Here is a 24,937-nt window from a genome sequence, read left to right as displayed (position 1 = left end):
TTGATATTACAGTCGTTTTTCTTTACTTCCACAGGATTTCCTGATCATGAGTTCCGTTTTATAAATGATACTGGCCACTTCGCGCTCCGGCGAGAGAATCCTCTGGATCAGCAATTCCATTGCACGTTTGCCGATCTCAAAACCCGGCTGTCTGACCGCCGTGAGGGGCGGATTTAAAGAATTTGCCCAATAAACATCATCAAATCCGATGATGGCTATATCCTCCGGAATTTTTAAACCTCTTTTATTAATGGTTTCCAAAGCGCCCAGTGTGAGCAGGTTATTCCCTGTAAAAATAGCGGTCGGGGGATTTTCCAGGTCCAGCAGATAAGCGGCCAGCTCAGCACCACTTTCATAATCTGATTCCCTGCTTACAATAATTTCAGGATCTATAGCAATGTTGTATTGCTTCAATGCCTGTTCATAACCTGCCAAACGCTCCATTGTTGTCGGTATCAGCTGATTTCCCGTAATGTGCCCGATCCGTGTATGTTGTAATTTAATTAAATGTTCAATGGCATTAAAGGCGCCCTTTTGGTTATCCACTTTCACCAGGTCAACTTCAATATCGCTAAGCCCACGGTCAATGCAAACAACAGGGAACCCATCTTTCACCAGCTCTTTAATGTAAATGTCCTTTTCATTTGAAGGCGCTACAATAAAACCATCTACCGATTCTGATTTTAGGATATCCAGGTAGAGCTTTTCCTTTTTTTCATCCTGAGAGAAGTTACCAATCACCACAGCGGCATTATTTGCATAAGCAAAAACCTCTATCCCCCTGATCACATCTACATAAAAAGGGTTTTGGATATCAGGGATTAGCAAACCAATTAACCTGCTGCTTTTCCTGGTGGTACGCAAACGCTGGGCAACCCGATTGGGCGAATATTTCAGTGTTTTTATCGCATTCATCACCTTCACCTTAGTCTCATACTTAACCACTTCATCTGAATTTAAAACCCTGGATACAGTGGCCACAGAAACACCTGCCAGATCGGCTACATTTTTTAGACTTGACATAATATATTTTTTATAGACATGCTAAATGTAATCGTTTACTTTTCTAAAATCAGGTGTTTGTTTTAAAAAACATTTTGACAGGAGAACCGATAGGTGTACGTATTTCAATGTTAAAAGCATCTGGTGCACATAGTTAAAAAGTTTTTGTTTGAAGGGATGGAATATAAAAACCAGCAGGTTTAGTTTTGCCATCGGCATCCGGAAGATCATAATTCTGATCGGTAGGCGTATCCGCATCTGGAAAACGTACCACGTCACCAGTTTTAAAAACAATGCGGGAAACACTTTCCAATGGTGCAAACAAAAAGCTGTTTCCCATTTGCTGCCCGTTTACGGTTACGGTATACAATCTGGTATCCACATCCAGTTTCACCTCAATATCATAACGCTGTCCGGCCACATAATTCATCAGGTGCTTATCTCTATAACCCGCCTTTAGCTTTAAGACCTTCTTATCATCAAAAGAAAGCCTGATACCAGCAGCTCCCCTGGCATCCTGAAATTCTATATTCAGCAGCCCATTGTCATTTTGCTGCGGAATAACTGAAAAGGCAGCAATCAGTTTTTTGGACGCAGGAATAACTCTTTCTGCCTTGGCATAGTCAAAAGGGTCAAAATCAGCCAAAGAAAGTCCTTTATTCCCGTCGGGCATTTTAACTATTTTTACAGGTGCTCTTAGGGGGCTATAGGTATTCCAGTTTACAAGTTCTTCAGCATCCGGCATGGTATTGAACACTTCATTTGCCTGCTGATCGGCCTTTGCTTTTACTGGCACGGGAATGGAAGATACCCAGATATCTTCCTTATTAACGCTATAGGTAACCCATAATTTTTTATCCGGCGGCACGCCGTTACCTTCCTCAATTCCCCTTACATACTGGGGGCCGTAGGACTTATATGAACCGCCATAACGCATGGCGGTAATGTCTCCATGCACCAGCAGTAAATCATCATAATTCAACCCTTCATTACTCACAGAAAGGGCAAGCGGCCACCTGAATTCTGATGGATTATATACGGTAACAAACTTTCCGTCTGAGGTACGCTGCCCCCAGATCTTGGCATTACTGTTTACCACTTTAGGCGCCCTCAAAGGTTTATATTCCCAGGTTTTGCCTTCATCCTTGCTGATACTGGTCAAGCCATTTTTCCAAAGCCCAACAACCCTGTTGTCGGGCAGGTGGTAATAACTAAAAGCCTTATAATCACCCTTTAATTTAATCAGCGGATCATTGTCATCAGATTCTTCGGCCCATTGCTGCACCATCAAAGCATTGCCCAGCAGCTCGTTGCAGGCTGCAACAAAGCCCTTATCCTTACTACGTTTATAATTGGGATAGTTTGTGTTTTTTTCACTGTACAGGTGGTTATAGTTGATAAAGTAAATCGGACCGAATTTCCCATCCGGTAAAATTTCCCGCACTACACGGCCTATCCCGTTTCCATCATTCGGGCTATCTTTAGGGTTAAAAGAAATCCCATAGTAAGCCAGTGCCAGCAAACGCTTTTTTCCGGATAAGAAAAAGCTCATCCGCTGGTGCATCACCGAAGTAAGGTTTTTTGCCACCTGATCAATCCCCGCTTTCCTGGTACCATCGGCTATTTTATAGGGTGGAAAAATTACCCTGGGTGTTTCCCAGGTTTTTCCATCCAAAGAAGTGGTCAGGAGTGTTTGTCCGGGGGGGATATGCTCCCCAACCGGATTACTCAGGTATTGCAGATAAAATTTATTGTTCCAGTAAGCCAGCATGGGCTGGTGACTGTAAGTCCAGTTTAACCCAGTGGCCTTGTCCGGATTGGAGCGGTCGGCCCGGAACACCTGTATATTATGGACTCCAACTGCCGGAGGAAGCTGACCATGGTGATAATCAACATTAACAATCGTTTTTCCGGTATATCTGAGTGTATCCTGTGCATTTACAAAACTGCAGGGCAGTATAAAAGCAGCAATTAAAAATTTAATGGAAGATGACTTCATGATTTATTGATGTTTAGTTGTAGCCGTCGTTCTGTGTAATAATTCCATTTTGCAACCTAACGGTCTCCGGAATCGGCAATAAAAGCTTTTTCTCAGTAACCGGCTTTCCTTTTGCACTTAAAACAGCGACCGCACGACCCGTTCTTTTCAGGTCAAACCAGCGGTGAAACTCAATGGCCAGCTCTACCCTTCTTTCATGTTCAATGGCGAGGGCCAGTGTAGGGTATTTTGCAGAAGGATAACCCGGCGTTCCAAATAAAGGCAAGTTTACCCTTGTCCTGACTTCATTGAGGTATTTCGGATCGTCAGTCGCTTCCGAAAGCATCAGCAAGACATCTGCAAAGCGATAAACCATGAAATTGTTGTTGGCCAGCACATTGTTATCTGTTTTAACCGCAGTTGGATCTATCCATTTGATCGGATATTTCTGTTCCTGGAATACCGCCCCGTTCTGAAAACCCAGGGTTATACTGAGCTCACGTCTTGGATCGCCCGTTTCATATTCATTGTACAGATCGTCGGTCACCTGGTTCATACCAATCCCACTAAACCCAAATACATTTACATTTGGAGAATAATTGCGGTAATATTTGCTGTAGGTACCAGTCGATATGCTGCTTGCCCCGCCAAGATATTGAATTTCAAAGATGGATTCTTTAGTATTTTTCACTGTCGGACCAAATACCGCGGCATAAGTACCCTGCAACTTATAATTCTGGCTGGTGTATACCGACATTAAAGCCGTTGTTGCATTGGCCTTATCGTTTAAAGTGAGGTAAACTTCTCCTTTAGCGGTTAAAGCTGCGCCTTGTGTAGCTCTTCCAACTGCAGTCGGCGGTAATTTTTCTGCAGCGAAAGTCAGATCGTCCAAAATCAACTTATACACGTCTGCTTTGGGCGAACGGACTACCTTATAGGTTTCTTCTACTGAAAGCGGTTTCGTTACGATGGGAACATCTCCCCATAAACGCACCATATTGAAGTAATACAATCCCCTCAGAAAAGACATCTGCGCTTTTACACTTTCCTTTTCTGTCGCCGTCAGCTCCGAATCATCAAGTTTACTCAAAATAATGTTGATGCTGTACAGAGAGGAATAATAGGTCCTCCAGAAACTGTATACCATCGTATTGTTGGTTTGCAGGTTGTAATCTTTAAATGCAAATTTATCTGTCTGATTTCCGGCAATGATGTACAGTGTGGTGTTGTCACCCATCATTTCTGCAGTATAGGATACCGGACCTTCAGGATCATAGACATTATAAAGTGTAGAATAGGCGGCATTTACAGCAAGGTCCATATCTGCTTTCGTTTTGTAGAACGTTTCGGCGTTTGCATTGGATTCCGGTGCCAATTCAAGAAAAGACTTTTTACAACCCGAAGCAGATAGCAGCACCAGGGCCATCAACAGGATTTTATGTTTGATATTCATGACATTCATTTTATGTTCAATTGATAAAACCATTTATTAAAAACTGGCCCTTAAGCCAACTGTAATCACACGTGGTACCGGATAAGAACCATAATCCAGTCCGATCAGTGCACCCGGAGGGGTTGCTGAGGAAACTGTACCCGAATTGGCAGCCGTACCATTGGAAGAATAAGAGGTGGCGCTGAAAGTGGTGTTTTCCGGATCATACCCCGTGTACTTGCTCCATAAGTAAACATTGTCTGCGTTTGCGTAAATACGCAATGTTTTTAGAGAGGTACCCTTTAACAGCCTTTCCGGCAGGGCATAAGAAACGTTAATATTCTTTAGCCTCAGGTAAGAAGCATCTTCCACCCATAAAGTAGAGAATGCAGATTGAAAGGCTTTGCGGACCATAGTTGGCCTTGGGTTGACGCCATCGCCAGGTTCAGCCTCGGATCTATAATAATTGTTTACTTTTGCATAAAGGTTTCTGCCGCTGTTCCAGTACCCCAGGAACCTATAATTCTGGTTCACAATCTCTCCGCCATAAGATCCCTGGAACATGAAGGATAACTCTATTCCTTTATAAGAAAAGGTATTGACGATACCCGCGGTGAACTTAGGCTGGTAATTACCGATAACTGTTCTGTCGTCGGTTGTTATTTTACCATCGCCATTCACATCCCGTATGATCGGATCACCCGGAACGGTACTGGCTTCATGAACGCTGTTGTTAATTTGCGCCTGGTTGAGGTATACTCCATCGAACTTATAGCCGTAAAAATTTGAGATTGGCTGTCCAACTTCCGTTTTTACCATCGTTTCATTATCTGTAAAATAGATCGGCGCATTGTTAGGCCCCAATTGAAGCACCTTGTTTTTATTATGGGAGAAATTAAAGTCCGTACTCCATTTAAAGTCACCCGTAAAATTTTTAGTATTGACGTTCAGTTCTACCCCTGCGTTCTGCATCTTACCAATATTGGTAAGTTGTGTTCCAAATCCAGAAATATCAGGTACAGGCACATTCAAGAGCATGTCTTTGGTAATGGACTTGTAGTACTCTGCCGAAAAGTTCAACCGGTTGCTGAAGAGACCAAGGTCAAGCCCCAGGTTCAGCTGGGTCGTTTTCTCCCATTTTAAGTCTTTATTATTGATATTAAGGGTAATCAGACCACTGGCAAGCGCATCACCCTGAACATAATTGCCCTGACCAAGCAAACTACTCGAGCCATAATTGGGGATCTGGTTGTTACCTGCCACACCGTAACTTGCCCTTAATTTTAATAAGGAAATTGTTTTGATGTTTGCCAGGAAACTTTCGTCAGATGCAATCCATGCACCGGATACCGATGGGAAATAACCCCATTTGTTGTTGATACCAAAACGGGAACTGCCATCTCTTCGGATAGTGGAAGTTAAAAAGTACCTGTTTTTGTAGTTGTAATTCAAACGAGCCAGGTAACTGATCATCGACCATTCAGAGATGGTAGAGGTTCCGGAGGTGACAGTGCCTGCATTTAAGGTATGGACCAGATCGTTAGGAAAATTGGTTGCCGTGGCCGACTGGAACTCATCGTGTTGTTTCTGAACGGTATACCCTGCAAGCACATTGAAGGTATGATCTTTAACTTTCAGATCGTAGTTCAGGGTATTCTCATTTAACCAGTTGAGCAGGTAGCCACTGGATGCCGTTCCTGTAGAAGGTGTCAGCGATTGGTTGAACCCATATCCCTGGTTTTTGATCAGGTAATAGTTGTACCGATTGTTGCCCAGGTTTCCGTTTAAACTGGTGCGGAACTTCAGGTTATTGAGTATTTTATATTCTGCATAACCGATGGCCAGCGTATTGAAGGCTTTATTTTGCTTATCGGTAAACCGGGTGGTGGCATAAGGGTGCCATAAATTGACCGGATTATATTGCAGGTAGCGGTTCCAGATGGAGTTAGGGTCGGCCATTCCCAGATTTCCATTTTCATTGTACAATGGAAAAAACGGGTCGCTTTGCAGGGCTAAGCCAATTACATCACTTTTTCCCTGGGTGCCGTCAGTACGGTCGTAAATCCCGGTAAAGCTCAGGTTCATGCCAAGGGTAAATTTGTCAGACACATTGTGTTTTACATTTGAGCGCAAGGATAAACGCTTATAATAATTTTGGTCGAGTACCGCATCCTGGTCTAAATAAGAAGCCGAGAAGAGGAATTGTGTTTTGTCTGTACCCCCAGAAACGGACAACTGCCCGCTTTTCATCGGGGCCACCCTAAACATCACGTCCTGCCAGTCTGTACCTTTCCCGAACTGCTCCGGACTATTGATAAATTCTTCAGGAATTTTATACGTAGAAGCATTTCCCCTCAAGCTATTTGGGTCAGAAGCCTTTCTGCCACCCCCCAGATCCGTCCAGGAGTTGTTTTTAGCCAGAATGTAGTATTGGATCCATTGCTGGGCATCCATCATATCGATCATCCGCGCTACTTTTTGGCTGCCGTATTCCAGGTTAACATTGATGTCAGTCTTACCCGATTTTCCCATTTTGGTAGTAACAAGGATAACCCCACTGGCACCCCTTGATCCATAAATAGCTGCAGAGGAAGCATCCTTTAGTACTTCTACTGAAGCAATGTCCTGGGAATTGATCAGGTTGAGGTTAAAATTTTCCAGTGGTACACCATCCACTACAAAAAGCGGGTTGGTACCAGCGGTAATCGAACTTACACCCCGGATCCGGATGATTGGAGCTACGCCGGGTGCGCCCTGGCCCTGACTGATGTTTACACCTGCTACCTGTCCGGCAAGGGATTGGGTAACGTTGGAATAAGAACGGTCTTTAAATTTATCGTAACCAATAGAGGCCACAGAACCTGTAACTGCTTTTTTAGACTGGGTTCCATAGCCTATTACTACGGTTTCATTTAATGTTTTCACATCTTCTGCCAGTTTAACATCAATAGTTTTCTGGTTATTAACCTGTACCTCTTTGGTTATGGTACCTGTAAAACTGAATACCAAAATACCATTATCCGGTACAATTAAACTGTAATTCCCTTTTGCATCTGTTACCGTTCCGGTATTTGTACCTTTAAGCTTTACACTTACACCAGGCAGACCTAAACCTTTATCATCAGATACGCGTCCGCTCACTTTTATATCCGCAAAAAGAACTGTAGGCCCATTAACCAAACCAGGTTCAACACGTACACCTGCATACAGCTGCATGGCAGTTATCAGTAAACCCATCATCAGGGCCAGCTTGCGTATAGCTTTTATAAAAAGCTGCTTATTATTTTCTTCAATCATTTTAATTAAGTAATACCATAACCCAGATAGGTTATGCGATTTAAAACATTAGCATTTGCGTTAAGAGATATGGTGGTTCGCCATCAATTTGCATCAACTGATGTAAGGCCCTAAGGCGGAAATTTTTTACTCATAGTCTGATTTATATTTGGTTATTGGTTGTTTAGCTTGCTCATAAGCCTAACTTAAACTGCTCTTTAGCAATATAGATTAAATCATTTCTCTAAAATGTAATCGATTACATTTTGGTAGATAAAAAATAGAAACTCATACATTTTCTCTACTGCATCACCATATTCCCTTGGATTTATTATAAATTCAGGGAAATTACTGCTGCTCTTTTGGATGGTACAACTTATTGCACCTGGGTAGTATGCCCCATTATCGCTTCTTGTCTTCATACTATATTTGGTTAGGTTAACGAAAAACAAAATTGTAATCGTTTACATTACAAATAAAAGTATTTATTCTTGCTTTCCAAATTTAATTCAACAAAAAAATCTTAACAACAGACAAAAATGTCTGTTGTTAACAAAAAAATTACTGAAAGGTTATCAGGCGGTTATTTGGGATTAATAATTAAAAGTAACCGTTTTCTTAATGTCAGGATGCAGACTGTACATCACAGGGCAGGTATTTGCCGACCTTTCAATGATTTTTTTATCCTTATTGGAATAATCATTTGCAGGAAATTGGAAATTAACTACAATTTCGGCTACCCTTCGTGGATTTTCCGCCATAACCTTCGTGATGTCACAAGTAGTGCCGTCAATATTAAAGTCATGTTCATTAGCTGCAATCCCTACGATGGTCAGCATACAGTTTCCAAGCGATGTAGCCAAAAGGTCTGTTGGTGAAAAAGCTTCTCCTTTTCCTTTATTGTCTACCGGTGCATCGGTAATTATCTCCTTACCGGAACGCTGATGTACAGCCGTGGTTCTTAAACCACCATTATAAGTTATTTTTGAAGTGCTCATGCTGTAAAATTAAGCAATACAATGCAAATCAAACATTATATGAAAAAGTATAGCGGTAATTATTAACTTTAAGTAAGAATAAACAAATACTATGAAAACAATCATCTTTGTTATGCTCTTCAGTGTAAGTGCATTAACTGCCTGCAACATGAGAAAACACGACCAGTCGGCCCAAAAATTAACCGGCCAGTGGGAACTAAATTACATTACCGGCCCAAGGATTGCCTTTAACGGATTATATCCTAACGCCAAGCCCATCATTAATTTTAAAGAGAACCCCGAAGAGATCAATGGCAATACCAGCTGTAACGGTTTTAGCTGCAAACTAACCATCGATGGCAATAAAATGACTATTGCTGAACCAGGTCCAATGACCATGCGGTACTGTGAAGGCGGAGGGGAAAAGGTTTTTTTAGATATGCTAAAAAAAGTGAATGCCTATGAAGTTAAAGAAAATACACTGACTATGCTGCAAGGTGATCTGCCATTGATGCGCTTTACAAAAAAGTAGTTTATCAAGTTTACATCAGGTAAACATTTCATATTTATAAAATTCAAACCGTATTGCGTAACTTTGTACCATGATCGCATTACCGGTTGTTTCAGAAAACCAAGTACAACGTAAACCAGATTGGCTTAGAGTAAAGCTTCCTGTTGGCAAAGAATATGCACAGGTACGTAGCCTTGTAGATACCCACAAGCTGCACACTATATGTGAAAGCGGCAATTGCCCCAATATGGGCGAATGTTGGGGTGCAGGAACAGCAACATTCATGATTCTTGGCAACATCTGTACCAGGTCATGTTCCTTCTGTGCAGTGGCCACAGGCCGGCCTTTGGCAGTTGACACTGATGAACCCAATCGTGTAGCAAACTCTGTAAAGCTGATGCAGGTAAAACACTGTGTAATTACATCGGTTGACAGGGACGACCTAAAAGACGGCGGATCCATCATCTGGGCCGAGACCCTGCAGGCGATTAGAAGAGAAAGTCCTGAAACTACGTTGGAAACCCTTATCCCTGATTTTAAAGGTCAGTGGGATAACCTTTACCGGGTTTTAGAAGAACGCCCGGAAGTGATGTCGCACAACGTGGAAACTGTAAGACGTTTGACCAAACAGGTACGTATCCAGGCCAAATACGACAGGAGCCTCGAAGCACTGAAACGCATATCTGAATTCGGGTTAAGAACCAAAACTGGCATCATGCTTGGACTAGGTGAAACTGAAGCAGATGTTTTGGAAGCAATGGACGATCTGGTAGCCAATGGAGTACACATTTTAACCCTCGGACAATACCTGCAACCTACACGTAACCATCACCCTGTGGTAGACTGGATACATCCTGACCAGTTTGCCAAATATAAAGAAATCGGATTGGCCAAAGGGTTAAGGTATGTTGAGAGCGGGCCGCTTGTACGTTCCTCTTATCACGCAGAAAAACACCTGTTCAATTTTTAGCCAAAACACTTTAACTTTTTCTTTGTTGTTTTCTGTATATTAGCAGATCATTGGCAACAGCAAAAAAAATATCCCTCTCCGAAGAAGAGCTGGTTAGCGCCCTAAAAAGACGCGACACTGTTGCTATTCAAGCCCTGTACGACATGTACTCAGGCGCATTACTAGGCGTTATATCCAGAATTATAGTACAAACGGAAGTAGCGGAAGACTTATTACAAGAGGCATTCATAAAAATCTGGAATTCGGCTGATAGCTACGATCCAACAAAAGGACGTTTGTTTACCTGGATGTTAAATATTACCCGCAACTTATCCATCGATAAATTGCGTTCAAAAGATTTTAAGAATGCTGGTAAAAACCAGGATATAGAAAATAACGTAGATTTCATTGACGCGCAGAAAGAAGTTACTTTTAATGCAGATACTTTGGGCGTAAAAGACATGGTCAATGCACTTAAACCTGAGTTTAATGCAGTTTTGAACATGGTGTATTTTAAGGGATATACGCATATAGAAGCGGCAGAAGAATTAAATTTGCCATTGGGTACCGTAAAAACACGAATCCGGATGGCTATTATGGAATTAAGAAAGAATTTTAATTAAGGTGGAAGAAGGAAAAGCATATATCGAATCAGGCATTCTTGAACTTTATGTTCTTGGACAATTAACCGTTCAGGAGCAACATGAAGTTGAAGCGATGGCAGCGAAATATCCTGAAGTAAAACAGGAAATCGATGCCATTGAAATTGCTATGGAACAATATGCATTGAGGCATGCAGTTGAGCCTGCTGCAGATTTGAAAGGAAAAATTCTGGATCAGATCGGTACAGCAAAACCGGTTGAAACAAAACCTGAACAGGTTGCAGATAATACGAAACAAATGCACCAACCCGTAAAAGAAAGTATTGTTATACCTTTGCAAACCAAAGCTTATGAATCAAAAATAAGAACTTTACGTGTAGCCCTGGTGGCTTGTATTGCCTTGCTGGCGATCAGTGTAGTTGCTTTGTTCTCTGCCCGTACAGAACTGGGTGCAGCTAAAAGTGAAATCCTCGCACTTAACCTCGATAAGCAAAAATTTGCAGCTACTGTAAGTCACCTGGAAGAAAGTAATACAGATCTTCAAAAGATTGCCGACATGCCAGATGATCCGGACTGGAAAATTGTTAAACTTGCAGGCACTGCTATGGATCCCAAAGCAAAAATGGTAGTGTACTGGCATAAAACCGGTCAGCATGTAATGGTCGACAATGCAAAAATGGCCTTACCTGTAAACGATCAAAACCATCAGTATCAGCTTTGGGCCCTGGTAAATGGCAAACCTGTAGACCTTGGTGTATTTGATGTGAAGGCAGACAGTACACATATCCTGCTAAAGATGAAAGAAATTACAGGTGCCCAGGCTTTTGCAGTAACCATTGAAAAACGTGGTGGTAGTGTTGCTCCTACTATGGACCAGATGATCGTAATGGGTGGGGTCTCTATCTAAGATCCGCTTTTATCCTGGAATGTTTTAACCGTTACAGGCACCTGTGCAGCAAGCTCTGAAGCAGTGATATTGTAACGGCCCGTAGCCAGCTCATCTCCGGCCTTACCATGGAAATAACAGCCAAGAATTGCTGCTGCCTTTGCACTGTAGCCCTGGGCCACATAAGCTGCTATCATACCGGTCAACACGTCACCCATCCCACCCTGTGCCATAGCAGGATTTCCTGTAGAATTGATCAGCACATCGCCCTGTTGATCAATGATAAAAGTGTACTGGTTCTTGAGCACAATAACAGATCCCAGCTTTTTTGCCATCGTTCTGCCCGTCTGCAGCCTTTCCCACCAGTTTTTATGTTTACCAAACAGGATATCAAACTCCTTTAAATGCGGGGTAAAGATCGAATCCTTGGCAAGGTGAAAAAGCAGGTCCTCCCTTTTCGACAGGATGTTTAAAGCATCTGCATCTGCGATTACAGCTTGTTTTAATACCATCAGTTCCTCAAGGATACATACTGCTTCCAGCTGTTTACCCAGCCCCGGGCCAACAGCAATAGCATCGTATTTTTTTAATGATTTTATTTTAACCAGGTGCTTTCTGTCCAGGTACATGACTTCAGGAAGCGCCGAATTTAAGGCAGTTAGTCCACTTTCGGGGACAGTTGCTGTAGTTAATCCCGCACCTGCATGTAAACAACCGCTGGCACACAATAAAGCAGCACCCATGGTTTTCATATCGCCGGCAATAATCAAGGCGTGTCCGTAATTACCCTTATGAGAAAAGGGCCTTCTTGGCTTTAGGATCGCTTTAATATCCCTATCGCCTATTAGCTTATAGGGCGAACTTTCTTCTTCGGAACTTAACTTGCCCAGTCCTTCATCTACAACCTGCAATTTGCTTGAAGCATCTGAATCGGGCAGAAAAGTACTTAAAAAGACTGCCATAATAATTAATTTACAGGCCCATTTCCTTTTTCAGGAATTTGCCGGTTAAGCTTATCGGATTTTGGATCAGGCCTTCCGGCGTACCTTCAAAGATGATCTTTCCACCTCCGGCACCACCCTCCTCGCCCAGGTCTATTACCCAATCCGCTACTTTTACTACATCAAGGTTATGTTCAATAACCAGTACAGTATTTCCTCTCTCTACCAGCTCATTCAGCACACCCAGCAATACGTTTATATCCTCAAAATGCAGGCCAGTTGTGGGTTCATCCAGAATATAAAATGTACGACCTGTATCTTTTTTAGAAAGTTCCGTAGCCAGTTTAACCCGCTGGGCCTCACCGCCCGACAAGGTGGTAGACGATTGGCCCAGTGTAATGTATCCCAGCCCCACATCTTTAAGGGTTTTGATCTTGCGATAAATGGCCGGCATGTTCTCAAAAAAATCACAGGCCTCTTCTATACTCATATCCAGCACATCACTGATGGATTTACCTCTGTAACGTACTTCCAGCGTTTCCCGGTTATATCTTTTTCCCTGACATTCTTCGCAGGGCACTTGTACATCAGGCAGGAAATTCATTTCTATGACCTTCATTCCACCGCCCTGACAGGTTTCACAACGTCCGCCTTTCACATTAAAAGAGAAGCGGCCGGGCTTATAACCCCTTATTTTAGCCTCGGGCAATTGCACATATAAGTTCCGGATGTCAGAGAAAACACCTGTGTAGGTAGAGGGATTTGACCTCGGCGTACGCCCGATGGGTGCCTGGTCAATTTCAATCACTTTGTCTATTTCTTTTAAGCCATTGATCTTTTCATAGGGTAAAGGATGTTTTTTAGCCCTAAAAAAGTGATGGTTTAAAATTGGATACAAAGTCTCGGTGATTAAACTCGACTTTCCACTACCGGATACACCTGTTACGGTAATAAACTTGCCCAAAGGGAAATCAACAGACACGTCTTTCAGGTTATGCCCGCTTGCCTTGATGATAGAAAGTTTATGCCCGGTTCCCTTTCTGCGCTTTTTAGGTACTTCTATCCCTTTTTTACCATTTAAATAAGCTGCTGTAAGCGTATCAGACTTTAAAATCTCGGCAGGTGTACCCTGTGCGACAATCTGCCCGCCATGTACACCAGCAGCCGGGCCAACATCGATCACATGGTCGGCCTCCAGAATCATGTCCTTATCATGTTCTACCACCAGCACCGTATTGCCCAGGTCCCGCAGATTTTTTAGCGCTCCTATTAAACGTTCATTATCCCGCTGGTGAAGCCCGATACTTGGCTCATCCAGAATGTACATCACATTCATCAGCTGAGAACCGATCTGTGTGGCCAGCCTGATCCTTTGCGCCTCCCCTCCGGAAAGGGTCCGTGCCGTACGGTCCAGCGACAAATAATTAAGCCCAACATCACTCAAAAAGCCAAGTCTGGACCTGATCTCTTTTAAAATCTCTTTAGCTATGGTATTTTGTCTTTCCGTTAATCTGCTTTCCAAATCAACATACCATTCTTTAATGCTGCTGATGTCCATCTCTGCAAGTTCAAAGATATTTTTGCCATCAATTTTAAAGTGTAGGCTCTCCTTCTTTAACCGCGCGCCATTACACACCGGGCAGGTCTTCAGTTTTCTGAAAGCCTCCATATCATCTACTGCGGCCTCCCCTTTGCGTTCCTGCTGTTCTTCCAGCAGTTTAATGATGCCGTCAAAAGTGATCTGATAGTTTTGTACATTCCATTTATTATACTCTACCGCTACAGAAATCAGTTCATGTGATCCATTTAAAATGATATTGATGATATCATCACCCAACTTTTCTATCGGGGTAGACAAAGAGAAATTATATTTTTTGGCCAATGCCTTTAATACCTGGAACATCCATATATCGCGGTACTCACCCAATGGGGCCAATCCTCCGTTCATAATGCTCAGCTTAGGATTGGGCATTACCGATTCCTTGTCTACCACAAATATATAGCCCAGGCCATCACAGTTTTCACACGCACCGTATGGGGAATTGAATGAGAAACTATTGGGTTGGGGTTCATCATAAGAGATGCCGGTTGTGGGGCACATCAGAAAACGGCTGAAATGTGATACATTGTTGTCTTTATCACTGATCTTAATGATGCCTTTGCCCAAACGCATGGCAGTTTGTAAAGAGTCCTGTAAGCGCTTTACATCTTTCCGGTCAATGATCAGACGGTCTACCACAATCTCAATGTCATGGATCTTATAGCGGTCTACCTGCATCTTTGGTGTAATATCCTGGATATCTCCGTCAATACGCACCTTCACATAACCCTGTTTGCGGATCTGTTCAAACAATTCCCTGTAATGCCCTTTACGTCCTTTTACTACCGGGGCCAGAATATTTACAGGCATATTACCAAACTTATCGAATATATTTTCAAGAATCTGGTGTTCACTCATGCGCTCCATCTTTTCACCCGTATTGTACGAGAAAGCGTCGGCTGTACGGGCATAAAGGAGCCGCATAAAATCGTAGATTTCGGTAATGGTACCAACTGTAGAGCGTGGGTTTTTACTGGTCGTTTTCTGTTCTATGGCAATAACGGGGCTTAAACCAGATACCTTATCTACATCAGGTCTTTCCATCCCGCCCATAAACTGCCGGGAGTAGGCACTAAAGGTTTCCATATACCTACGCTGCCCTTCGGCATAAATAGTATCAAAAGCCAGAGATGATTTACCACTCCCACTCAGACCTGTAATCACTACCAGTTTATTCCGCGGAAAGGAGATATCTATATTTTTAAGGTTATGCACCCTGGCCCCATACACTTCCACATCTTTTTGCTCGCCAAGGTCAACAGTATTTTTGCTCATATATATTTAAAAATGATACTGATTTTAAACGTTTAAGATCACATTTTTTTACGGCACAAAATTGCTAAAAATTTTATCAAAACATTGTACCAAAACTAAAAATTTACCAAACAATTGTGGTACCGTCTTCCGTAGGATGGCCGGTACAAACCAACACCCTTCCAGCTGCAATTTCATCGTCCATCAGTACTTCATTATAATCCATCTCTACACCACCCTTAATGCAATTTGCGGTACAGGTGCTGCATATTCCCGCATGGCAGCTATAGGGTAGTTTAATGTTTTTCTCCAATGCTGCATCCAGTATGGTTTGGTTATAAGGAACGCTTAAATGATATATATTGTTCTTAAAATTCAAAACTACCGAATAGGTATTGGTATGTCTTACCTTTTTCTCGGTGGCATCATCTTCGTCCTGCTCATCTTCGGGGAGCACAAAGGTCTCCCTCCTGATCTGGTCCTGGTCAAATCCTAAATTGAGCAGTGTAATACGACATACGTCCATGTAGTCGACCGGACCACAGGTATACAACAAAGCATCTTCCTTATTGAACTCCAGATGCTCAGCCACCAGCCTTTCTATTAGTGGTCCATTTAAACGGGCCATCAGGAGGTTTTGCGACTGGCTAAACACATAAACAATCTTGAAACGTCCTGGATATTGCACCTGCCAACTGTTTAATTCTTTATAAAACAGGGTTTGATCGGCCGAGCGGCTGCTATAGATCAGAATGATATTTGTATGCTGTTCAGCAATGAGTGCAGTTTTAACAATGGCGTACAATGGGGTTATGCCTACACCCGCAGCAAAAAGAAAAACTGTTCTTTTCAATTGCACTTCAGGTACATAGCTAAAACGGCCATTGGGTTCAACTGCAGTAAGCACATCCCCTACGGCCGTTTTATGGTGCAGCAACCTGGATATTTCGCCATTTTCAACCCGTTTTATGGCAATAGAAAGCGGCTCGTCTACATCAGGCGAACTGCATAAAGAGTAAGACCTTCTCAATTCTCTGCCATTCACTTTAAAAACGAGTGTTAAGAACTGGCCTGCAAGATATTTGGGTTTTATTCCATCCACAGGTTCAAAACTTATAATCAGTGTTTCACCTGGACAAAATGTCATTTCAGTAATGCGCAGTTGTATCAATACCATAGGCTGGTAAAAATAATAAAAAAAGCGTTCAGAAACCCTGGGTCTCTGAACGCTTACAAACGCTACTAGAAATTTAAACTACTTGATTACTTTTGGCCAGCCGTTAACATATTCAATTTTATTGATCAGCATCTGCCGGTCGGTTCCCACAGCTTTTCCGGTAGTCTGGTTAACTGGTAAAGCATGATAAGCAATGTATGCAGTTCCACTCCCATCGCGAAAAATAGAATTGTGTCCGGTAGCCATCCATTTGGTATCCTTTTCAAGAATGACACTGCTACCTGTACCATTGGCTTCTCCGTATCTTTGAAACGGCCCAAATGCGTCATCAGCACGGGCAACCAAAACCGCATAACTGGCACCTGCCCCACAGCAATTGTCTCCGGAATAATACATATAGTATTTACCATCCTGATAATCTACCCATGCACCTTCAACCAAACGGTCATATTTTGCTTCTTTACCTGTTGGGATTACATCTTTTGCTACGCTGCCAGGCAGAAAGGCCTTCCAGTCATCAGTAAGTTCCTGAACTTTAATTGGTTTAGAATCAGAACCCCAGTAAAGCAGTTTCTTCCCTGTTTTAGGATCAATAAAAGCAAAAGGGTCAATATTAATAAATCCGGTTCCACTGATGATCGGTGTTCCGGAATCTGTAAAAGGTCCTTCTGGTGTATTGGAAAAAGCAACCCCGATACATTTGCCGGTGTTGGGTCCCAGTTCACCCGAGTAGAACATCACATATTTATTTAGTTTGCTATCAAAAAGTACATGTGGTGCCCAGAAATCTTTAGTGGCCCAATCCGGTTTCTTCGGCAAAGCATCTCCTGCAACTCTCCAGGTCTTTAAGTCTGTAGATACTGCAACAGGGATATTATAATTCTTGTTTTTGTAATAGGTATTGGTAGCGTACGCGTAATAGTTATCACCCACCTTAATCACTGTTGGATCAGGAAAATTTATATCGAGCACCGGGTTAATTATACCCTTGTTGCTCTTGTCCTCTTCCGTCCTTTTATCCCTGCCGCAGCTCCAGACAAGCAAAGGAAAACCCAACAACAACATTAGCTGAAGCAATTTATATCTAATCATTCTGTTCTTTTTATTAAATTAAGCTTGCAGACTCATTTATTTTCCCGTTAGTGACTTGATCAGATCGATCTCATCCTTTTTATAAGGTGTTCCATCAGGATTAAATATATCATGGAACCAAACTTTTGGTTCATCACCATTGGGCAGAGGAGTGTCCCAGGCATATTTGGTGTTGGTTTTGCCCGCTACCAAGCCCCAGTTATAAGCGCCTATATTTTCTTTTTTAAGCAAAGGCATAATATTGCTGAACAGACTATTTCTTGTTCTGGCCATATATTCCGTACAGATCAGTGGTCGTTTAGATACGCTTCTGAGGGTATCAATCCAAAACTGGTGGTCTTTAGGATCTCCATAATTGTGATATGTGGTGACATCAGAATTCTGGATCTGGTAATCTGAAAGTTCTTTCAGGTCACGCTTCCATACCCCTACAGAAAGTGGCTGACTAGGATCAACGGTACGTCCCCATTCAAATACTTTTTTAAGCAGGTCCATGCTCTTATTGCCATAACCTGAATTACCAGGTTCATTGTAAAGGTCCCATAGCACAATGCGTTTATCATCTTTAAAACTGGTCAGGATATCCTTCACATAAACTTCCAGCGTATCCACCAATTTAGGGTCCTGATGATAAAGATCTCCCGGATCCCTAACCCAGCCCGAATTGTGTATACCTGGCTTAGGCGCAGGCTGCGTACCTGTTTTATAGGTTGGGTTCCAGCAATCGTCAAACAGCACAAACAAGGTAGAAATATGGTGCTTATCGGCAATATCCAGATAGGTTTTTACTCTTTCTTTAAAACCCTCCCTGTCTTGCTGCCAGGCCGCATGATGCAGATATACCCGCATAGAATTCATTCCTATACCTTCTGCAAACCCAAGTTCCCGGTCTATTGTAGCCGCATCAAAAGTTTCTTTTTGCCACATTTCAAGCTGGTTAATTGCTGTACTCGGAATAAAATCCGCTCCACGCAGCCATCCCCATTGTTCATACCATTTGTTAGCTTTTTCTACCGTCCATATTTCTCTTGGTTTTTGATCTGTTTGTCCGGTTTGCTTTTGCGCACAGGCCTGAAAAATCAGGACAAATATCAGCAGTGATAGATAGGTTTTTAGGTCTTTCATTGTTTGTAATTTTTATTTATTCTCGTTTATTATTTTCTAATTATAACAGATCAGTGTCCGTTTCTACACGTCCTTTGATCATCCATATCTCCGTATGCGCGGATAAGTATACTTCCATTTCAACTGGTAACTGGCTTTATATAATCCCATTTTGCAGTAATAGCAGACAGGCAAACGGATGATCCGCCGGTTTTAATGCATCAGGATTGGCCATGCTGACAACCTTTATACCAGATGCAATTAAAACCAATGCGGACCAGCGTATGCCTGGCCACTTTAATAGAATTAATTCAGATCGTGAAAACCTTTGCTTGTAGTAGTTTTTTCATACTGACATTTTTTATTTGGTTTAGTTGTCTATTTGTTAATGGTGCTAATAGAAGCATTAACATTTGATCCTGCTGATCAAATGTTGTACAATTTGTATCAAAAATGTATCTATAATTGGTCTAATCAAGTAATTGATACATTTTATCTTCGTTTATCTGAGTTTTAGAACTATCTTTAGGATAACCACAACAAACCAGATATGTACACCAAACTAACCAAACTATTCCTTGTATTTTTTTTGCTGTTCAGTGTGGTAAGCATTGGCTACAGCCAGTCGTACTCCTTCAGGCACTACCAGGTAGAGAATGGTCTATCTTACAACTCCGTGATCTGCAGTTTACAGGACAAGAAAGGATTTTTGTGGTTTGGCACAAAAGATGGCTTAAACAGATTTGATGGCTATACATTTAAAATATTTAGAAATGATCCCGATAATCCGGAAAGCATCGGGAACAATTTTATCCATAGCCTGTATGAAGATAAGAACCAGACCATTTGGATTGGCACACTTACCGGGCTCTATAAGTACGATCCACTTAAAGAAAGTTTTAGCCTGGTTCCCCCTTCAAAAGGATATGACATCAGAGATGTAAGTGCAGACAGCCGCGGAAATATATGGTATATAACAGGCTTGTTCCTTTCACGATATAATGTAAAAACAAAGCAAAACATCACATACAGGAACAAATCACATACCGGTACAACCTCTATCAGCATCAGTGAAAAAGATGATATCTGGGTGTCATCAGCTGATGGTTTCATCCAAAGATACCAGCCGGCCACCGACTCATTTATTAGTTATAAGGTATTTGATAAATCCAAACCGGCCATCTCCCCGTGGATAGAAAAGGTATATCATACCAATAAAGGATATCTACTGGTTGGGACTTCAAATCAGGGAATAAAAATATTTGATATCCATACGTTGTCCTACCGGGACCTGTTAACCTCTAATCCCGACAACACAGCCATCTATGCAAGAGATTTTATGGATATAGGAAATGATAGATACTGGATAGCGACAGAATCAGGATTGTTTATTTATGATATGAAGACAGGTAAATATAAAAACCTGCGCAATAAATTCAACGATCCTTATTCTATTTCAGATAATGCAGTCTATACCCTGTGTAAAGACAAAGAAGGCGGGATTTTTGTAGGAACGTATTTCGGGGGCGTAAACTATTATGCAAAGGAATTTACCTCCTTTGATAAATTTTTCCCACAGGCTTCCGGCAATAGTCTAAGCGGCTATGCGGTTAAAGAAATATGCAATGATAAATATGGGAACCTCTGGATTGGCACAGAAGATGCCGGCTTAAATAGGCTGAATGCTAAAACCGGGGTATTTGAACATTTTAAACCAGGTGGAGGCAAAACCACCATTAGCCATACCAATATCCACGGATTGCTGGCTACAGATGATGAACTTTGGGTAGGAACTTTTGAACGTGGACTGGACGTCATAGACATCAATACCTTAAAAGTAATCAGGCATTACCAGGTAGGAAATAAGCCCAACCAGTTAAAAAGCAATTTTATTGAATCCATATTAAAAACCCGTTCAGGAGACATACTGCTGGGCAGTTCTTATGGACTGTACAGATATAATAAACATAGCGATGACTTCAGCCTGCTGAATGAAGTGCCGGGAAATCTGCATTACCAATATTTAATGGAAGACAATTCCGGCAATATATGGGCAGGCTCATTAAGGGATGGCCTGTATATTTATAATAATGGCGACAGAAGATCCACTTCCTATAAGTTCGAAGAAAATAATACCAAAAGCCTGAGCAGCAATGCCATAAATAGCATTTTCCAGGACAGCCAAGGTAACATCTGGGTTGCAACAGAAAATGGTCTCAACCGCTTTAATGAAAAAGACAAAAGTTTTGCCAGGTATACTACCAAAAATGGCTTTCCAAGCAATGTTTTCTATAGGATCCTCGAAGATCAAAAGCAGAACCTGTGGATCAGTACCTCTCGTGGACTTGTGTGTTTTAGTCCGGATGAAAAGATAACACTATATACCAGATCCAATGGCTTGCTGAACGATCAGTTCAACTATGGTTCGGCGTATAAGAATAAGAATGGCCGGATGTATTTTGGCAGCGTTAAAGGAATGATCAGCTTCCTGCCAGATGAGTTTAGAAAAAACCAGTTTGTTCCGCCAATTTACATTACAGGCTTCCAGGTGTACAACAAAGAACTGCAAATCGGTCAAAAGAATTCTCCCTTGGCCCAATCGATCAATTTTACCAGGGTACTGAACCTTGAACACCACCAATCCACGTTTAGTATTGATTTCGCTGCGCTAGGGTACACGGCACCCGAAATGACAGAATACACCTATACAATGGAAGGTTTGGACCAAAACTGGACCTATCTTAAAACAAACAGGAAAGTATATTTTACTAACCTCGCGCCGGGTACGTATACATTTAAGGTGAAGGCCACGAACAGCAGTGGCATTTGGAATCCCTATGTGGCCAGCCTTAAAATTGTCATCAGCCCTCCTTATTGGGCAAGTCCTATGGCTTATCTGCTTTACTTCATCATTGTGGTAACTGCCATATACTACGGCATAAAATATTACCATCAAAGAACCAGCGATAGAAATAAAAGAAGGATCGAGCGCTGGGAATCTAAAAAGGAAACGGAGCTTTACCAGGCTAAAATCGAATTTTTCACTTATGTTACCCATGAAATTAAAACACCCCTAACCCTGATCAAAGGTCCTTTAGAGGAAGTGATGCGCCATGCAGAAGCCTTACCCCAGGTCAAAGAAAACCTAACGACCATGGAAAAAAACACCAATCGTCTGATAGAACTGACCGATCAACTCCTGGGCTTCAGAAAAACTGAGATTGAAGGCTTTAACCTCAGTTTTGTAAATGTAAACATCAACGACATCCTGAAAGAGAACTGTTCCAGGTTCAAAACAGCTATTGAACATAAAAAACTGGAATTAACTGTAGATTTACCAGAGATGCCCCTCTATGCTTATGCCGATCCAGAAGCACTAAACAAGATATTCAGTAACCTGATCGATAATGCGGTAAAATATTCCAGAAGCGAAATTTCGGTAAAGCTGGTCACCTATGAGCACAATTTCGTGATCACCGTAGCCAGTGACGGTAAAGTTATTCCAGAAAATTTCCGGGAAAAGATCTTCGAACCCTTCTTCAGAATGACCAGTGCAGGATCGGAAAGAGGAGCAGGCATTGGCCTGGCCCTGGCCCGATCCCTTACTGAATTGCACGAGGGGACTTTGGGGCTAAAAAATGAGGATAAAAAATACAACAACTTTGTATTGACCCTACCCATACGCCATGAACAAGAATTTAAAATCAGTTTAACAGAAACAAGCCCTATTGCAAAAAGCATCTCACAAAAAAAAGATGCGACAAATTGTCCCGTCATTTTAGTGGTAGAAGACAATACAGAGATCCGTACCTTCATTGCAGGTAAACTGGCTAAAGATTTTGAGGTATTACAAGCTGGAAACGGACAGGAGGCGCTGGATATCTTAAAAGAAAAAAGCACTCATCTGATCATCAGCGACATCATGATGCCGGTTTTAGATGGAATAGCATTGTGCAGAGCGGTGAAGGAGAACCTGGAATATGCACACATACCGATCATCCTGCTCACCGCAAAAAATACTTTACAGTCTAAAATAGAAGGCCTGGAGGTTGGTGCAGATGCCTATCTGGAAAAACCTTTCTCTCCGGATCATTTGTTAACCCAGGTTTCCAATTTATTGGCAGGCAGGGATAAAATTAAAAACTACTTTGCAAGTTCTCCGCTGGTTCACATCAAGAGTATGGCCTACAATAAAGCAGATGAGGCTTTTCTGGAAACACTTTATGAGGCCATCCATAAAAACCTGGACAACAAATCCCTGGATGTAGATCAACTGGCAGAAATCATGCACATGAGCAGACCAACACTATACCGGAAAATCAAGGCCATTTCTAACCTTTCACCACACGAGCTCATCAACATCACCCGGCTTAAACGGGCAGCCGAACTGCTGGCTGAAGGAAACCATAAGATCCTGAAAATCGCTTCCATGACGGGTTTCAGTTCTCAGACCCAATTTGGGAGATCTTTTCTTAAACAGTTTGGTATGACACCTTCTGAATATGCTGCTTCGAAGCAGTTGACTATAGCTGGTCAATCTTGCAGTCCTAACTGATTCATTATAAAAATCAAATGGGGTCATTTCAGTTTTGGCGAGAAGGGGTCAACAAGATGTGTTTTGTGCATACATTTGTTAAATCTCCGTTACAGAGTACGGTTCATATGAGAATCAACAGAATACCTCATATGAACCATACTTGTTAGTTATTCCTTAATTTACAATCCAATACTTATCAGTAGAATTAAAATTATTAAACACATAAAAATCACCATTTTCTTCCATGCATATCAACGATGTTCCAACAGCTACTATTTTTTTGAATCGATTCCAGCCGGTACCAATACGACTTCTATAACCCAGAGCACCGTTCGCCGTAACTGGAATGCTCCATAAAATTCCATTGGCGTCAACCCCCAAAAGAGATTGATTATTGAACATAGTAAGGGGCTCATAAATAGCATACCCTGTTCCTACGGTAACTCCGTTAGGCGCGCCAAATGTAGCGTCATTTTTTGCATACCAGGCCTTAACCTCCCCTGAGGTCAATGGGTCTGCCGAGGCGGCTAACACTGATAAGAAGAAGCCGTTACCGGGTACAAACCTTGGCATAGTAAATCCGGTTCCGAAAGTGTTTGCTGAGGTGGAAGTCGCTTTTACAAAAATTAGCTGAGCATTTTGAATTTGGTGCATGGATACAGCACCGGCAGTATTAATACCGATAAACCGATCCTCATTGTAGTAGAAGAAATCGCGATAAGTAGCGCGGGGAACGAGCGAAGCCATGGATGCTGTTTGGGTTAACGATCCGTCTGCGTTTACAGCATAACGAATGATGCCGCCTGTAGCATTCCACTCATATAAACTTTGCCCTTCACCCGTAAAATATTTACTTGCAATCCTTCCTGTAACTGAAAGTTTTGTACCTCTGGTAGAGATTGCATCTGGTGCCCGATAGGTTTTAAACTTATTGTAAACGATATCTAAGCCTTGAGGTGGAAAGAAAACAGTTCTGAATTTAAACTCACCGGCATCGGGAAAGTTAGGTAATTGAACTTCCACTGTAGCCCGTTCTATTCTCACTGTTTTTTCCGCGCCGGCTTTGTCCTTGTAAACAATTTCTGAATAGATAACACTATCCCCGCGGGTCGATGGCGAAAGGTTTAGCGTGAAAAGCGACTTTGCATAGTCGAAATTAAATGCTGTTAAATTTCTCGCACGCAAGCCATCTGCAAATTCTGAACCCCATACATTGATGGTTGAAGACGAATATAATGACGTTTCTCCTCTGTTGTTTACATTCCTGAATTCGAAAAGTGTGGAGCCTTCAGGAAGGTTTTCAACGATCACCGAGTCCTTTTGGACTCCTGCTCCTTTACGTACAAATTCTTTCACAATTGAATCTTTCCTCCTATTCCAGTAGATAATGGTCTTTTCTACCTTGGGATCGGAACCGATATACCATGTTATCTTTGCTCTTCCGAATCCCGAAAAATATTTAATGGAGTCTACTTTTCCTAAATAGACTTGCTCTTCTTTCTCAGCATATTTTCGCTGAATGTCGTCCATTTTGTCGCAAGAGGACAAGAATAATAAAACGACCGCTACGAAGGCTAGTGTTATTGGAACTATTTTAGTTATCTTTTTCATCTGTATAA

At 42.0% G+C, this 24,937-nt stretch carries 17 protein-coding genes; 5 read left to right on the top strand and 12 right to left on the bottom strand.

The window, feature by feature from the left end; all coding sequences use genetic code 11:
- Positions 1-6: 6 nt before the first annotated feature.
- The 6 genes from PHEP_RS02605 to PHEP_RS02580 form a co-directional block, all read right to left on the bottom strand.
- Positions 7-1,023, bottom strand: a complete 1,017-nt coding sequence (locus PHEP_RS02605; protein ID WP_012780697.1) for a LacI family DNA-binding transcriptional regulator — start codon at positions 1,021-1,023, stop codon at positions 7-9.
- 133 nt (positions 1,024-1,156) lie between these two features.
- Positions 1,157-3,001, bottom strand: a complete 1,845-nt coding sequence (locus PHEP_RS02600; protein ID WP_012780696.1) for a sialidase family protein — start codon at positions 2,999-3,001, stop codon at positions 1,157-1,159.
- A gap of 13 nt (positions 3,002-3,014) precedes the next feature.
- Positions 3,015-4,433: a RagB/SusD family nutrient uptake outer membrane protein gene (locus PHEP_RS02595; RefSeq protein WP_036675455.1), complete on the bottom strand. Its 1,419-nt coding sequence runs from the start codon at positions 4,431-4,433 to the stop codon at positions 3,015-3,017.
- A 36-nt stretch (positions 4,434-4,469) separates the two neighbouring features.
- A complete protein-coding gene (locus PHEP_RS02590) occupies positions 4,470-7,709 on the bottom strand; it encodes a SusC/RagA family TonB-linked outer membrane protein (RefSeq protein ID WP_012780694.1) in 3,240 nt (1,079 codons plus the stop codon).
- 215 nt (positions 7,710-7,924) lie between these two features.
- Positions 7,925-8,110, bottom strand: coding sequence for a hypothetical protein (locus tag PHEP_RS02585; protein WP_012780693.1), 186 nt, complete (start codon positions 8,108-8,110; stop codon positions 7,925-7,927).
- Positions 8,111-8,281: 171 nt separating this feature from the next.
- The gene (locus tag PHEP_RS02580; protein ID WP_012780692.1) at positions 8,282-8,686 is read right to left on the bottom strand and encodes an OsmC family protein; all 405 of its coding nucleotides are present in this window, start codon (positions 8,684-8,686) and stop codon (positions 8,282-8,284) included.
- Positions 8,687-8,777: 91 nt separating this feature from the next.
- Here PHEP_RS02580 and PHEP_RS02575 point away from each other — a divergent pair, with 91 nt between their 5' ends.
- The 4 genes from PHEP_RS02575 to PHEP_RS02560 all read left to right on the top strand — a co-directional run bounded on the left by PHEP_RS02575 (position 8,778) and on the right by PHEP_RS02560 (position 11,634).
- A complete protein-coding gene (locus tag PHEP_RS02575; RefSeq protein ID WP_012780691.1) occupies positions 8,778-9,197 on the top strand; it encodes an META domain-containing protein in 420 nt (139 codons plus the stop codon).
- 70 nt (positions 9,198-9,267) lie between these two features.
- A complete protein-coding gene (gene lipA, locus PHEP_RS02570; RefSeq protein WP_012780690.1) occupies positions 9,268-10,146 on the top strand; it encodes a lipoyl synthase in 879 nt (292 codons plus the stop codon).
- Between the two features lie 50 nt (positions 10,147-10,196).
- A complete protein-coding gene (locus tag PHEP_RS02565; RefSeq protein ID WP_012780689.1) occupies positions 10,197-10,748 on the top strand; it encodes an RNA polymerase sigma factor in 552 nt (183 codons plus the stop codon).
- 1 nt (position 10,749) lies between these two features.
- Positions 10,750-11,634 (top strand): anti-sigma factor, encoded by an 885-nt coding sequence (locus tag PHEP_RS02560; protein ID WP_012780688.1) that lies wholly within the window; start codon positions 10,750-10,752, stop codon positions 11,632-11,634.
- Here PHEP_RS02560 and PHEP_RS02555 read toward each other — a convergent pair.
- The 5 genes from PHEP_RS02555 to PHEP_RS02535 form a co-directional block, all read right to left on the bottom strand.
- Positions 11,631-12,575: an NAD(P)H-hydrate dehydratase gene (locus PHEP_RS02555; protein ID WP_012780687.1), complete on the bottom strand. Its 945-nt coding sequence runs from the start codon at positions 12,573-12,575 to the stop codon at positions 11,631-11,633. The genes PHEP_RS02560 and PHEP_RS02555 overlap by 4 nt on opposite strands.
- A gap of 10 nt (positions 12,576-12,585) precedes the next feature.
- Positions 12,586-15,429 carry an excinuclease ABC subunit UvrA gene (uvrA, locus tag PHEP_RS02550; RefSeq protein WP_012780686.1) on the bottom strand — a complete coding sequence of 948 codons (2,844 nt, stop codon included), beginning with the start codon at positions 15,427-15,429 and terminating at the stop codon, positions 12,586-12,588.
- A gap of 103 nt (positions 15,430-15,532) precedes the next feature.
- On the bottom strand, positions 15,533-16,585 hold the full coding sequence (locus tag PHEP_RS02545) for a 2Fe-2S iron-sulfur cluster-binding protein (RefSeq protein ID WP_012780685.1): 1,053 nt from the start codon (positions 16,583-16,585) through the stop codon (positions 15,533-15,535).
- Positions 16,586-16,663: 78 nt separating this feature from the next.
- Entirely contained in the window at positions 16,664-17,677 is a 1,014-nt protein-coding gene (locus PHEP_RS02540) for a glycoside hydrolase family 43 protein (protein ID WP_012780684.1), read from the bottom strand.
- 36 nt (positions 17,678-17,713) lie between these two features.
- Positions 17,714-18,802: a glycoside hydrolase family 2 TIM barrel-domain containing protein gene (locus tag PHEP_RS02535; RefSeq protein WP_012780683.1), complete on the bottom strand. Its 1,089-nt coding sequence runs from the start codon at positions 18,800-18,802 to the stop codon at positions 17,714-17,716.
- A gap of 529 nt (positions 18,803-19,331) precedes the next feature.
- Here PHEP_RS02535 and PHEP_RS02530 point away from each other — a divergent pair.
- On the top strand, positions 19,332-23,336 hold the full coding sequence (locus PHEP_RS02530) for a hybrid sensor histidine kinase/response regulator transcription factor (protein ID WP_012780682.1): 4,005 nt from the start codon (positions 19,332-19,334) through the stop codon (positions 23,334-23,336).
- Positions 23,337-23,492: 156 nt separating this feature from the next.
- On the opposite strand, the gene PHEP_RS02525 is transcribed toward PHEP_RS02530, so the two are convergent.
- Positions 23,493-24,929 (bottom strand): DUF4998 domain-containing protein, encoded by a 1,437-nt coding sequence (locus PHEP_RS02525; RefSeq protein ID WP_036675450.1) that lies wholly within the window; start codon positions 24,927-24,929, stop codon positions 23,493-23,495.
- Between the last annotated feature and the right edge of the window lie 8 nt (positions 24,930-24,937).

The sequence above is a fragment of the Pedobacter heparinus DSM 2366 genome (genome assembly GCF_000023825.1).
Lineage (GTDB): Bacteria > Bacteroidota > Bacteroidia > Sphingobacteriales > Sphingobacteriaceae > Pedobacter > Pedobacter heparinus.
Note: the sequence above shows the minus strand (reverse complement) of the source record. Positions and strands in the feature narration are given on the sequence as shown.

What these genes read in the sequence shown, in the direction of transcription:
- PHEP_RS02545 (WP_012780685.1), bottom strand. Translation starts at nt 16,585, where the DNA reads ATGGTATTGATACAACTGCGCATTACTGAAATGACATTTTGTCCAGGT.
- PHEP_RS02535 (WP_012780683.1), bottom strand. Translation starts at nt 18,802, where the DNA reads ATGAAAGACCTAAAAACCTATCTATCACTGCTGATATTTGTCCTGATT.
- PHEP_RS02555 (WP_012780687.1), bottom strand. Translation starts at nt 12,575, where the DNA reads ATGGCAGTCTTTTTAAGTACTTTTCTGCCCGATTCAGATGCTTCAAGC.
- PHEP_RS02530 (WP_012780682.1), top strand. Translation starts at nt 19,332, where the DNA reads ATGTACACCAAACTAACCAAACTATTCCTTGTATTTTTTTTGCTGTTC.
- PHEP_RS02605 (WP_012780697.1), bottom strand. Translation starts at nt 1,023, where the DNA reads ATGTCAAGTCTAAAAAATGTAGCCGATCTGGCAGGTGTTTCTGTGGCC.
- PHEP_RS02540 (WP_012780684.1), bottom strand. Translation starts at nt 17,677, where the DNA reads ATGATTAGATATAAATTGCTTCAGCTAATGTTGTTGTTGGGTTTTCCT.
- PHEP_RS02525 (WP_036675450.1), bottom strand. Translation starts at nt 24,929, where the DNA reads ATGAAAAAGATAACTAAAATAGTTCCAATAACACTAGCCTTCGTAGCG.
- PHEP_RS02575 (WP_012780691.1), top strand. Translation starts at nt 8,778, where the DNA reads ATGAAAACAATCATCTTTGTTATGCTCTTCAGTGTAAGTGCATTAACT.
- PHEP_RS02600 (WP_012780696.1), bottom strand. Translation starts at nt 3,001, where the DNA reads ATGAAGTCATCTTCCATTAAATTTTTAATTGCTGCTTTTATACTGCCC.
- lipA (WP_012780690.1), top strand. Translation starts at nt 9,268, where the DNA reads ATGATCGCATTACCGGTTGTTTCAGAAAACCAAGTACAACGTAAACCA.
- PHEP_RS02595 (WP_036675455.1), bottom strand. Translation starts at nt 4,433, where the DNA reads ATGAATATCAAACATAAAATCCTGTTGATGGCCCTGGTGCTGCTATCT.
- uvrA (WP_012780686.1), bottom strand. Translation starts at nt 15,429, where the DNA reads ATGAGCAAAAATACTGTTGACCTTGGCGAGCAAAAAGATGTGGAAGTG.
- PHEP_RS02580 (WP_012780692.1), bottom strand. Translation starts at nt 8,686, where the DNA reads ATGAGCACTTCAAAAATAACTTATAATGGTGGTTTAAGAACCACGGCT.
- PHEP_RS02585 (WP_012780693.1), bottom strand. Translation starts at nt 8,110, where the DNA reads ATGAAGACAAGAAGCGATAATGGGGCATACTACCCAGGTGCAATAAGT.
- PHEP_RS02590 (WP_012780694.1), bottom strand. Translation starts at nt 7,709, where the DNA reads ATGATTGAAGAAAATAATAAGCAGCTTTTTATAAAAGCTATACGCAAG.